Here is a 10,872-nt window from a genome sequence, read left to right as displayed (position 1 = left end):
AAACCTCGCTTAAAAAGGCTTAAACGAGGTCATATATTCTGTTTTTTACTGTAAATTGGAGTTGTGCAACAGTTACCCGTGTTATATGCAGTGCTTTTTGTTCAGTCAGTTTGTAAATATGCAGGAGAAGGTGTAGGAAATTTATACTTTTTTAGCGGAGGGGAAAGGAGGGAAGGGAAAAGCTCTTTTGCAGTCTTTGGTTTTGGTGTTGGTGGAGCGGACTGCAAATGTGCTTTTTCCTTTGCGGTGGACTTTGCAATTTGTTTTGTTGTCAACATCGGAAGAATGTAAAATCACATCACAAAAATAGAAGTCCGCAACGCTCCAATATTAAATCACATCGAAAGAATAATATTCCACATTACGAGAATATAAAATTACAAGGCAAGAATATAACTCTACATCGTGCCAATATAAAACTACATCACAAAAATATAAAGTTACATTGCAAGAATGTAACTTTATATCGAGAGAATATAAAAACTTCTCGGTCGAATATTATTTTCGGGTGGTAAATTCAATATCTGAAACGTTTGCATATTCGGGAGAGGTGGCTCCGTAAATGCTTTTTACGTATTTTTTGACGTTTTGGGCAATGGAGTAGAGTCCCGTTCCATCTGCATACAGAATGTTGTCTCTTTCTATGAGTTTTAGGTTAAGTTCTGCTTCGGTTTGGTCTACAGATTGGGTGGAATTAACGAGGGAATCTTTGTAGATGTTGAGATTTACTAACTTCAAATCGTCTTCGTTAGGGTTGTAAATTGGAATGGTGGACAATAATTGTAATAATATCCCGAAGTTTTCGGCTTGTTGGGTGTAGGATTGTCGGGAAGTGGAAACTGTTTTGGGTGTTTCTTCTCCGTCTTGTGGTGTTGGAGCAACTTTCTTTTGTCCGCCTTGAATTAATCGATTTAAGGATTTTGCTTGGTCTAAAGTTCCTTGCAATATTCCTAAAATATCTAAATGGTTGATGATTTTTGTACAAGTTGATTTTAAATTTTTAAAAGTAGATTGACGCAATGTAATTGCATTTTTGTTGGCATTTCTTTTTTCTTCGACTTCCGAAAGTTTTTCGGAAGCAGTGGAATAAAGTACGGTAAGTTTTATAACCTTAAGATTATCTACAGGCGGATTGTAAAGGGTGTATACGGTAACTTGTTCGGTTAGCTTTTGCAGGTTGGCTACATTTTTAGCGTGTCCTACTTCTGAAATTGATGCCATAATGGTTTGTTTTTGATGTTGGTATTGATTTTCTTATTGAAGAAACATTTTCCTCCATTTCGCAACTATATTCCTGCTTAATTTGAAATGATCTGCAAGCTGGCTGTTATTAAGTTTATGTTTTTTCTGGTAATCCAGAATTTGCAGGATATCGGATTTGCCGTAGAAGCGGTGGCTGTTGTTTTGCTCATTTTTCTTTGCGGTGCCGAAAATTATGAAGTTGAGCTCGATAATATCCATCGCGGATAAGGCTTCCTTTTGCAATAATGGCAGATGCTCTTTTTTCTTTTCCGGAAATTTCTGCTCCAGAATATCTGCATAGATTGCTTTATAATCGGGTTGGTTATTTTCCATAGGAGTAGGTTATGTACTGGCTTATTACTTTATTGTTTTCATCAAATTCTATATGAAGTCTCTTCTTTCTTCCCCACCAATATTTTTTCAGGGTGTACACCCATTCCTTCTCCTGATAAAAGTTGAATTCATCACCTAATTCTTCCAAAACTTCTTTTTTGGAGAATCCGATAAAGGATTTCATTTTCCATATTTGCTTATCCATTTGTACAGTGTTGTTTTCGGTATTCTGTATTTTTCAATGACTTCATTTTTGGTCATTTCGTTTGCTGAAATACGCTGTAAAATAAAATCAATGACTTCTTTGGTGTAGATGTTTTTACGGAATTGCGGAAGCGTTGTTTTCTTATTTTGCCGGTTTGTTTTTTTGTCTGCCGAAGCAGGAGCATAGAGGATTAAATGCTGGGAATAGATCCTGAAAAAATCGTATTCCAGCAGCTTGCTCCATTTGAGAAGAGTATCCGTCGGAAGATTTCCCTGCAAATACATTTCCGGGATTTCTTCTTCGGAGCATTTGAAAAAGTTGCAGATACGGGATATTTCTATCCCGCTTTCCGCAACCCTTTTTTCAATCATTTGTCCTATATGGATGTTTTTGAAGTTCATATTATTTCCAATAATTCCAGACAATACCGTTAAAAACCGCTAGACTTTTGCTGATGGTATCATAACAGATCATTCCGGGATATGGGCTTTTTACGGTAGTATCCGGATTGGCGATTCGGGGAAGTATGATGGCTTTGTCTGCGGATTCCAGTACCAATATACCTTTGGCGTTGCTTGTGCTTTTCCCGATGATTACTCCTTGGTTTTCTGATGATTTATCGGCTGATGTGTTTACTATAATAGCAGTATTGTCTCCGGCAGGACTGAGATTAACCCACGTTCCGTTTTCGTACATTTTCACTTTGCTATCCGAATTGTCGTACAGAAAAGTCCCGTTATTCTCTGATGCAGTTGAAGCAAGTGCTTTACTATTGTTTTCTACCGCAGATAGTATTATTCCCCGGAAATTTCCCGGTGTATTGTTAAAATCGACCAGGGTTGCCGTTCCTTCAACGGTTTCTTTTCCTCCGAAGGACACCTGTGCATTGGAAAAATTGGCGATTGTACCAAGTGTGATTATATAAATTATTTTTTTCATTATTGATGAATTTAAAAAGTTAATTATTACGGGTTACTATTTTCAGTTTTATTTTCCGCATTCGGAAATGCATCTCCAGATAATGCCGTTGAATAATTTCACGCATTTGTCCTGAATGTCATATACCAACATACCTTCTTTTGGGTCTTTAATGGAATCATTTGTTAAATCCGGTGTGCTGCTTACGTGTGCCACTCTGGTAATGACCATTCCTTTTTCTTTGGATTCTAAAGTGATGAAGCCATTGGGGATATTTTCCGGCCAGCCGGATTGCTTCTGCTGTATGGTGATGCCGATTTTGGTGTAACCGTCCGGCGTACCGCCCGCAGCAGACTTAAAACAGTCTCCTTTGATTACAACAATAGTTGCTATAGCAGTGGCACAAACTGTATTGTCAGAAAGCAGGCATATTTGATAAGTCAGCGTATAAGTTCCGGGAGCCGTACCGGCAGGTACGGAAATTATACCGTTGGAATCAATTGTTGTTCCGGTAACTCCTCCGTTATTGGTAAGTGAAACAGATACATTTGAACCTGAAGCAGGATTCCCTTTCGCCATATCGGTTCCATTGCCATTGTCGGCAAATACGCTTCCTGTGCTGCCGCCTGTATAACCATTGATAGGTGTGGCTGAGAAGTCATCATTTTTTGCAATGATCGCCGGGCTGATTTTAACCTCATATGATTCAAAATTTTCTCTTCCGCAGGCATCTTTAATTTTTACGGTAATAATGGCATCCGTTTCGGCAGCTGCAGAACCTGCATTAAAGGTGGTAGAAGATGCTGCCGTAGTACCATTGGGTGTAAAAGTTCCAAAACTGGAACCGTCCGATTTTTTTACTGCCGACCAGGTATAAGTTAAAGTAGATGCCATAGGAGAACTGCCAGAAGCGGAAAAGTTATAATTGGTATTAGAGAAATAGGCATTATTATCCCCAACTCCGGAAACACTGCCCAATTGAGGCGATTTGTCATAAGCAGCCAAAAAGCTGAAATTCCAGAATGCCCTCTGTGCAGGGACATCGCCTATGGTTTCTTTGTTCAGGTTATGCCCTCCTTCGTACATTACCCATCCGTTTCCGGTATTTCCGTAGCCTCTTCCGTAGGCAATATAGGCGGCCAGATTACCGCTAGTTTTGGATGATGATGAAGTCGTTGTTTTCCTGCTGTCATTCGGGTCATAAACTATAATATTGGTAGTAGATCTGTAACCGTCAACAGTAGAGGAAACGGGGAAATAAACCTGCCCGCTACCATTTTTATGTGAAGAATCTGTAGCACCCATATATTGGGCGATAGGATCACTTGCGGAAACTAATAAAGGATAATCCGGCACGGTGAAACTGGAAGAAGATGTACCATTTGTATTGACAAAGCTGTTATTTTGAGCGTCTCCTTGTTTTCCTATCCCTGCTGTGGTTAAAAAGTTCATTTGCTGTGAACCGCTATACAAGTTTTCCAATACATTTACGGCGTGGCAGCCTGCCCATATTGCACCTTTGTTAGCGTTCCAGTTGATAAGGTAATAGTGGTTAGCCCAGGTTGGGTCCGCATGGGGCATTACAAAAATATCATCGCAATCTGTTAATTGGGATGGTGCTTTTCCTGTGTTGTAAGAGCTTGAGGGGATTCCTGCATTGGTCCAGAATGGCTTTACTAAATCTTGGTTCTCATCATTTAATGTCCAGTTAGGCGCAGATGTAAGCTTATAAGTAGTCGTAAGTGTTAAACTGCCTGTGGTATATATCCCCACAACTCCCTGTCCTTCCCAGTATGTAATCCTGTTTTTGACAGTCTGCGTAATGTATTTGGATGAAATAATAAAGGTACCTCCTTTATAATCGGTTCCGTTGTAGGAAAAATCTTTCCCGTCTTTGGCTTTTCCCTGCCCAATGACCCAGTAAACAGGAACATTATAGCTTTTCATCAGTTCATAGATCATTCCGTAGGGTTTGAGCTGTGTTTTTACGTCATTTGTTTTGTTTGATGTGTATACTCCCATATTAACAATATAGGTTCCGCTATCAAAATTTGTTTGTGCAGCCGCCCATAAGGATAACAGGAGCAGAACAATAAGATTAATTTTTTTCATCGTTTTTCTCAATTTTAGGATGTTAATTATAAATAGTCCTATGTAGACTACTATTTGTCTGTAAATATAAAAAATATTTCAGAAATAAAAAACACATAAGTTTCTGTAAGGTAAATTATTGCACTAATCAAAAAGTAATTTCATTGATTTTTTGATTGAAAAATAAGTTCCATAGGAAATACAATTGCTCCAAAATTTGGAAACTGAAGTTATTGATTTATTAATCAATAGATTAATAATTAGTCTACATAGGACTATTTTATTATGTTAAATTTGTTAATTAATAATAAACTAAAAATTAACGAAATGACATTTAAATTCTTTTTATCGCAAAGTGGAACTAATAAGAATATTCACTTAAATCTAACCGATAAACAGCAAAACAAAGCTTATACATTTCGTACAAATCTTAGGATTTCAGATGATGATTGGGATAAAGAGAAACAGCGTCCTACCAACATCTACCTGAAAAAGTACAAAAAATTAAACGCGAATTTAAATAATATAAAAAAGGAGCTTGCTGAGCGTATTTGGGAAAAACGATCAGAAAAAAAACAAGTTCACCAACAGGCATTGGCAAGGAGAATCAAGGCAGTTTGCAGTGGAAAATCTACCAGTTTACCAGAAAATTCTCTGCTGTATTATATGAAATGGTACATTGATACGAAGAAGGAACTGATTTGTCATTCCACTTAGAAACGATACAAAGTATTCTTTCATTTGTTGGAGCGTTTTGAAGGGTTTATGTGCAAAAAACTATATATAGACACGGTAAATTCGGATTTTATAAAGGATTTTATGATTTTTGGAAAGGAAGAGGAATATAGTGAAAACACCATTTACCGAACAATACATTTCGTGAAAACTATTCTGAATTTTGCTGAAAGAAAAGGAGTTCGTACTTGTGTTCGTGAATTGGAAATTCGCAGGGAATGCCAAAAGAAAGAAGTCATTACACTGACTGAAAGAGAGATTGACCAAATTAAATATACGGATATGCCGGAACATTTGCAGGCTGCCAAGGATTGGCTTCTCATCAGTTGTTATACAGGACAACGTTTTTCAGATTTTATGAACTTCGATTTTCATAACTTACAATGCATTGGCGAAAAAAAGTGTTTGTCATTTGTACAACAGAAAACGAAAAAGGAAATATTATTACCGTTGCATCCTACTGTTTTGCACGCTATTGAGCGTAATAATAATGGTTTTCCAAGACTTATGGATATTCAACATTACAATAATGAAATAAAGGAAATCGCCAAACTTGCTAATTTAAACGAATCGGTTAAAGCAAGAAAGCGTTTTGGTTTTCGTAGTAGAATCGTCCAAGTTGAAAAGTGGGAGTTTATGAGCAGTCACATAGGAAGACGGAGTTTTGCTACCAACTTTTATGGGAAAATTCCAACACCTCTCTTAATGGAAGCTACCGGACACAGTACAGAGCAGATGTTTCTTCGATATATTAATCCTGTGGATAAAGATAGGATCTTGTCTTTAGGAAATTATTTTGATAGGATATATGAGGAAAGGGTGGCGGTGTAATTCTTTTTTGTAATCAAAAAATATTCTAAGGAAAATGGGAAGCGGAGGAAAAAAATCAGCTCTTTTGCAAAATATGCGTTGGTTAAGCGTTGGCATTTTGCAAATGTGCTGATGTGGGTTGGCAAAAAAGCGGCTGGAAAAAGAATAAATTTGGGGTGGGCAAGGTTTGTTTTCATCGCTCAATAATTTTATGATTATTATCTGTATTTGTTTTTATGCACGATTTTTGGGAGTATTGCATATAACATTGTTTTTTACGAAAAGAAATATAGTTTCGTTTCGTAAAAAAATACCTATATCCACATTTCATTAAATTACTCACTAATATAATTATTAATATGTAAATTAATAATTTATACTCAAAATATTTTTGCATCACGAAGTAATTTTATACAGAATATAATAATGGATGTATGGATAGCGAAACAAATATTACAACATCATTTTTATCATTTCAAGGACAAATTTCCTCCCACTTTCGCTCGTGTTTTCTTCGACCGTTCTTCGACGAGAATACCGTTTTTCCGAAGTTTCGTCGAACAATGGTCGAACGATGGTCGAACAAGCTAAAAATTGACCAAAAATACGAATCTTATCTACCTATGATGAATAGAGGTTTAGCGAGGTTTTTATTTTGCTATAATACTATTATTGAATAAAAAGCAACCGGACAAAAGTGGACAAATGTGGACAGAAGCGGACAAATGTGGACACAAAATGGCGTTTTTGTAAATGGTGTTGTTTCTGTTGCTAACTTTATGAATATTAATCATAAAAACTTGCAATTATGGCAGAAATTAAAAAAGGAATCCTTGGTGGATTCTCAGGAAAAGTGGGAACTGTAGTAGGCGTTAATTGGCGCGGTAAGGACATTATCCGCAGTTTACCAAAAAAATCGAAAAGGCGACCAACTGATTTGCAGTTGATGCAACAGATCAAATTCAAGAAAGTAATTGGTTTCTTGCAACCAATTCGCCCTATTCTTAATCTGTATTTTGGGAATAGAGTTGGGCTAAAATCGCGCTACAACATTGCGACGTCTTATACGCTGAGCAATGCATTGGAAATGGTGAATGATTTGCCTGTTATTGTGTTGGAGCGTGTGCTGGTATCAAAAGGTGATTTGGTTGGCTTTTTGCAACCTACGATAGATACGGCTGGTGGGGATACTTTCCAAATGAATTGGGAAGATAATTCTGGACAAGGTAATGCGCAACCTTCAGATCTTGTGAATGTTGTTTGCTATTGCGAAGAACTAAATTCGTTCGAAGTATTTCAAAGTATTGAGACTCGTAATTCTATGAGTATAGATATTGCTTTACCAACGTATTACAATGGCAAAAAGGTTAACTTTTGGGCATTTCTGAATAGTGAAACGAAGACGATGGCGAGTACAAGTATCTATCTTGGCGAGCATACAGTTGTGTAAGCTTAGTTGTGAAATGCAGTTCGTTGATTGGAGTAATTTTTCGGTACAATACTTTAATTAACGACGTAGAAGAATGAAGAAAAATTGTATCGAAAATAGAATTTTATAGATGTTGTTCAAATTTATTTTAACCACATAGAGACATAGATTCAATCGTGATGGTTTGTAAAGATTAGTTGAAAATACGAATAGTTAAGCAACTAATTTCAATACAAAATCATTTGGTTCTATGTTTCTATGTGGTTATTTTTGAGGAATACTGAGATAAAAGCAGTGACGAAAAAATATTACAAACCTTTCTATTATGCCTTTTAACCGAAGTTATTTTTATCTATTAAAATATAAACTTTTGTATCTAAATTCAAAACTTGTGTTTCATTTGCTAATACAACTGGATGATTTGTATCCCAATGTACATGTCCACAAAAAGAAATTAATGGATTTCCATTCTCTAGAATGACTGTAAGTTTTTCATCACCAATAAATTGTTTAGAATTTATTGCAGGTGACAAATGAGTTAATAAGAAATCAGGATTTTTCTTAATTAGTTTGGTTATCGAATTATAATAATCAATATCTCTTAATCTAAAATTTTTATCTGATCTTCCTATAATTCCACTCAACCCACTTATTGTCAATTTATCAACACTAATCGTTTCATTTAAAAGTAATTTTACATTAGTTAATTGATTCAATTCGTCAATTCTATCTCCAAAATCGTCATGATTTCCAGCTACTCCAATTGTCCATTTAAATATTTCAGAAAATTCTTTCCAAACATTAATTGGATTTCCACTTGTTCCTCTTTTTAACAAATTAGTATACAAATCCCCACATAATATTGCAATACTTTTTTTCAATTCTAAATTTGGAAAATACATTTCAAATAAAATTGGAAAAGTTTTAGCAAGAATCTCCCCTAAAAGAATTTCTTTATCGTTTTGAATAACTATTCCTTGTAAATCGGAAGTTGCAACAATAGCATCAACAGTTTTTGGTAAATTTTCAACAAAACCGACATAAATTGGTAAGTTATAGATTTGTGGTTCAAAAGAGTTTTGAGATATTGTCAAAAAAGGAATTTCTTCAATCGGTTTTTCTAAAATTTCATTTATCCTTATTTTTTGCATAAAGTTTCAACTAACATTATTTTCTCATGTATTTCGCCAATAAATTATTAGCTATAGTTTTTTATTTAATTGTATTACATTCCTTAAGAAAATCATCATAACTTTGCCAATCTCTATAATTGATTCGATCAATTTTTAAGAAATCAAATGAATCAATATGATTTTTAGGAATTTCAATAAAAGGATCTTCTATATTTTCAAGTTTTAAGTCCCTGTTATAACTCCAAAAAGATATTGTTTCTAAATTAACTTCGTTATCTTTTACAGCAAAATCCATTTCATCAATAGGAATATCGGCCCAATCACTTGTATGATAAATTACAAAACTATTTAAATTATTAGAGATTATAATATCTATAAATTCATAATCATCATAGTCATTGATGTTTGTCTTCAATGATCTTAATGCCTCAAAAATAAACCTTTCTAATTCATTGTTTTCAAAAGCAATATAAACATATCCATTTTTTATAATATGAGGAACCCGAATATTATCATTTTCCTCATCAAACAAGCCTATTAAACCAGTATAATTTTGTGACATAATCTTTATAAAATATTTGCAAACATTATTTTTTACGAAAACACGTTTTGTGATGTTTCGCATCGTTATACTCAAATATAATTATTTTATTGAATCTTAAAAACTTAACGAATAAAGATTATTGACACACACACACCAATTCAATTAAAAAGGAAATAAAACTAAACTCCGTTTTAAAATCTATCACTTAAGAATGTAATAGATTAAATACAAATTTTATTCAAGCAAGGATTTTAAAAATGTCATATGATTTACAGACAAGAGTCAAAATTTCTACTTAAAAACAATATAAAAGTTGACATTAAATCTATAACGTTAAGAAAATAATTAAATGTAACGTTAAAAAGATTTTAGCCTATAGGTTTTTAAAATCTTTAATGATACAAATTACCTCAACATTAAAATCATCTTCGTATCTTCACCTCTCAAACAACAAATAATGAAATTCGTTACTTTCTTAGAAAATCAGCAAGAAAAAGTAGGTCTTATTTGGCAAGATGCTATCTATGATTTGACAAAAATTAATCACAACTTACCTTCTACTCTAATCGAAATCTTAGCAGATGACGAGTTTTCACTATTAATCTGTCAACAGATTACAAACGAAATTTCACGTGGTGAGTATAAAAATACGGTGGTAAAAGAACCACAAATTTTGGCTCCAATACCTCATCCAGCAAGTTTTAGAGATGCGTATGCATTTCGCCAACATGTAGAAACTTCTCGCTTAAACAGAGGTTTGGATATGATTCCCGAATTTGATCAATTTCCTGTGTTTTATTTCTCTAATCATCAAGCTATTCAAGGTCCAGGAAAAGTTTATGCAATGGAAAAACATTTCGATCGAATGGATTTTGAACTTGAGGTCGCAATTGTCATCAAAAAAGAAGGCATCAATATCAAAGCAGAACATGCGGACGAATATATTGGTGGCTTTATGGTTTTGAATGATTTGAGCGCACGTGCATTACAAATGGAAGAAATGAAACTGAATCTTGGTCCAGCAAAAGGAAAAGATTTTGCCTCTATGTTTGGTCCATATTTAGTCACTCCAACCGAAATCGAAAAATACAAAGTTGAGCCTAAAGAAGGACATATCGGAAATTGCTATGATTTAGAAATGTCTTGTTCTGTTAATAATATCGAAGTTTCTCATGGAAATTTCAAAGATATGCATTGGACTTTCGCCGAGATTATCGAGCGTATTTCGTATGGTGTCAAACTTTATCCTGGTGATATTATAGGATCTGGAACTGTTGGTACAGGTTGTTTTCTTGAATTGAATGGCACTGGAAAACGTCAGAATCCAGCTTATCAAGAACAATGGTTACAACCAAATGATACCATCGAAATGTCTGTTACAGGATTAGGAAAATTAGTAAATTCTGTTCATCTTTACACCCAATAAACTCAA

General features: G+C 34.6%; 13 protein-coding genes and 1 pseudogene. 6 read left to right on the top strand and 8 right to left on the bottom strand.

Features of this window, described 5'->3' with window-relative positions; all coding sequences use genetic code 11:
* Nucleotides 1-63: 63 nt before the first annotated feature.
* The gene (locus tag HXZ74_RS14700) at nt 64-291 is read left to right on the top strand and encodes a hypothetical protein (protein ID WP_286476069.1); all 228 of its coding nucleotides are present in this window, start codon (nt 64-66) and stop codon (nt 289-291) included.
* Nucleotides 292-498: 207 nt separating this feature from the next.
* Here the strand turns inward: HXZ74_RS14700 and HXZ74_RS14695 are convergent, their stop codons facing one another.
* Genes HXZ74_RS14695 through HXZ74_RS14670 form a run of 6 tightly spaced genes read right to left on the bottom strand, consistent with a single transcriptional unit; the run spans nt 499 to nt 4,810 of the window.
* The gene (locus HXZ74_RS14695) at nt 499-1,221 is read right to left on the bottom strand and encodes a hypothetical protein (protein ID WP_286476067.1); all 723 of its coding nucleotides are present in this window, start codon (nt 1,219-1,221) and stop codon (nt 499-501) included.
* Between the two features lie 33 nt (nt 1,222-1,254).
* Nucleotides 1,255-1,575 (bottom strand): helix-turn-helix domain-containing protein, encoded by a 321-nt coding sequence (locus HXZ74_RS14690; RefSeq protein WP_286476065.1) that lies wholly within the window; start codon nt 1,573-1,575, stop codon nt 1,255-1,257.
* The gene (locus tag HXZ74_RS14685; RefSeq protein WP_286476063.1) at nt 1,565-1,759 is read right to left on the bottom strand and encodes a hypothetical protein; all 195 of its coding nucleotides are present in this window, start codon (nt 1,757-1,759) and stop codon (nt 1,565-1,567) included. Before HXZ74_RS14685 ends, HXZ74_RS14690 begins: the two co-directional genes overlap by 11 nt.
* A complete protein-coding gene (locus HXZ74_RS14680) occupies nt 1,756-2,181 on the bottom strand; it encodes a transposase (protein WP_286476062.1) in 426 nt (141 codons plus the stop codon). Before HXZ74_RS14680 ends, HXZ74_RS14685 begins: the two co-directional genes overlap by 4 nt.
* Before the next feature lies 1 nt (nt 2,182).
* Entirely contained in the window at nt 2,183-2,719 is a 537-nt protein-coding gene (locus HXZ74_RS14675) for a phage tail-like protein (protein WP_286476060.1), read from the bottom strand.
* A 48-nt stretch (nt 2,720-2,767) separates the two neighbouring features.
* Entirely contained in the window at nt 2,768-4,810 is a 2,043-nt protein-coding gene (locus HXZ74_RS14670; protein ID WP_286476057.1) for a carboxypeptidase-like regulatory domain-containing protein, read from the bottom strand.
* A 306-nt stretch (nt 4,811-5,116) separates the two neighbouring features.
* Here HXZ74_RS14670 and HXZ74_RS14665 point away from each other — a divergent pair, with 306 nt between their 5' ends.
* From HXZ74_RS14665 to HXZ74_RS14650, 4 genes and pseudogenes are all read left to right on the top strand, one after another.
* Nucleotides 5,117-5,506 (top strand): hypothetical protein, encoded by a 390-nt coding sequence (locus tag HXZ74_RS14665; protein ID WP_286476055.1) that lies wholly within the window; start codon nt 5,117-5,119, stop codon nt 5,504-5,506.
* A 15-nt stretch (nt 5,507-5,521) separates the two neighbouring features.
* A pseudogene (locus HXZ74_RS14660) lies at nt 5,522-5,695 on the top strand (phage integrase SAM-like domain-containing protein); the annotation flags it as partial.
* Complete coding sequence (locus HXZ74_RS14655) at nt 5,669-6,355, top strand: tyrosine-type recombinase/integrase (RefSeq protein WP_286476071.1); 687 nt, start codon at nt 5,669-5,671, stop codon at nt 6,353-6,355. The pseudogene HXZ74_RS14660 and the gene HXZ74_RS14655, both read left to right, overlap by 27 nt.
* Nucleotides 6,356-7,142: 787 nt before the next feature.
* Nucleotides 7,143-7,784, top strand: coding sequence for a DUF6266 family protein (locus HXZ74_RS14650; protein WP_280062687.1), 642 nt, complete (start codon nt 7,143-7,145; stop codon nt 7,782-7,784).
* A 311-nt stretch (nt 7,785-8,095) separates the two neighbouring features.
* On the opposite strand, the gene HXZ74_RS14645 is transcribed toward HXZ74_RS14650, so the two are convergent.
* Both HXZ74_RS14645 and HXZ74_RS14640 read right to left on the bottom strand, forming a co-directional pair.
* Entirely contained in the window at nt 8,096-8,914 is an 819-nt protein-coding gene (locus HXZ74_RS14645) for a metallophosphoesterase family protein (RefSeq protein WP_115000414.1), read from the bottom strand.
* A gap of 61 nt (nt 8,915-8,975) precedes the next feature.
* On the bottom strand, nt 8,976-9,521 hold the full coding sequence (locus HXZ74_RS14640) for a hypothetical protein (protein WP_286476053.1): 546 nt from the start codon (nt 9,519-9,521) through the stop codon (nt 8,976-8,978).
* A 376-nt stretch (nt 9,522-9,897) separates the two neighbouring features.
* Here HXZ74_RS14640 and HXZ74_RS14635 point away from each other — a divergent pair, with 376 nt between their 5' ends.
* Nucleotides 9,898-10,866, top strand: a complete 969-nt coding sequence (locus tag HXZ74_RS14635; RefSeq protein ID WP_115000416.1) for a fumarylacetoacetate hydrolase family protein — start codon at nt 9,898-9,900, stop codon at nt 10,864-10,866.
* The last annotated feature ends 6 nt before the right edge of the window (nt 10,867-10,872 follow it).

The organism is Empedobacter sp. R750, assembly GCF_030324345.1.
GTDB classification, from domain to species: Bacteria; Bacteroidota; Bacteroidia; order Flavobacteriales; family Weeksellaceae; genus Empedobacter; species Empedobacter falsenii_C.
Note: the sequence above shows the minus strand (reverse complement) of the source record. Positions and strands in the feature narration are given on the sequence as shown.

Excerpts from the sequence above, each read along its gene's own strand:
- HXZ74_RS14650 (WP_280062687.1), top strand. The coding sequence starts at position 7,143 with ATGGCAGAAATTAAAAAAGGAATCCTTGGTGGATTCTCAGGAAAAGTG.
- HXZ74_RS14665 (WP_286476055.1), top strand. The coding sequence starts at position 5,117 with ATGACATTTAAATTCTTTTTATCGCAAAGTGGAACTAATAAGAATATT.
- HXZ74_RS14675 (WP_286476060.1), bottom strand. The coding sequence starts at position 2,719 with ATGAAAAAAATAATTTATATAATCACACTTGGTACAATCGCCAATTTT.
- HXZ74_RS14695 (WP_286476067.1), bottom strand. The coding sequence starts at position 1,221 with ATGGCATCAATTTCAGAAGTAGGACACGCTAAAAATGTAGCCAACCTG.
- HXZ74_RS14690 (WP_286476065.1), bottom strand. The coding sequence starts at position 1,575 with ATGGAAAATAACCAACCCGATTATAAAGCAATCTATGCAGATATTCTG.
- HXZ74_RS14670 (WP_286476057.1), bottom strand. The coding sequence starts at position 4,810 with ATGAAAAAAATTAATCTTATTGTTCTGCTCCTGTTATCCTTATGGGCG.
- HXZ74_RS14640 (WP_286476053.1), bottom strand. The coding sequence starts at position 9,521 with ATGCGAAACATCACAAAACGTGTTTTCGTAAAAAATAATGTTTGCAAA.
- HXZ74_RS14685 (WP_286476063.1), bottom strand. The coding sequence starts at position 1,759 with ATGAAATCCTTTATCGGATTCTCCAAAAAAGAAGTTTTGGAAGAATTA.
- HXZ74_RS14645 (WP_115000414.1), bottom strand. The coding sequence starts at position 8,914 with ATGCAAAAAATAAGGATAAATGAAATTTTAGAAAAACCGATTGAAGAA.
- HXZ74_RS14635 (WP_115000416.1), top strand. The coding sequence starts at position 9,898 with ATGAAATTCGTTACTTTCTTAGAAAATCAGCAAGAAAAAGTAGGTCTT.
- HXZ74_RS14680 (WP_286476062.1), bottom strand. The coding sequence starts at position 2,181 with ATGAACTTCAAAAACATCCATATAGGACAAATGATTGAAAAAAGGGTT.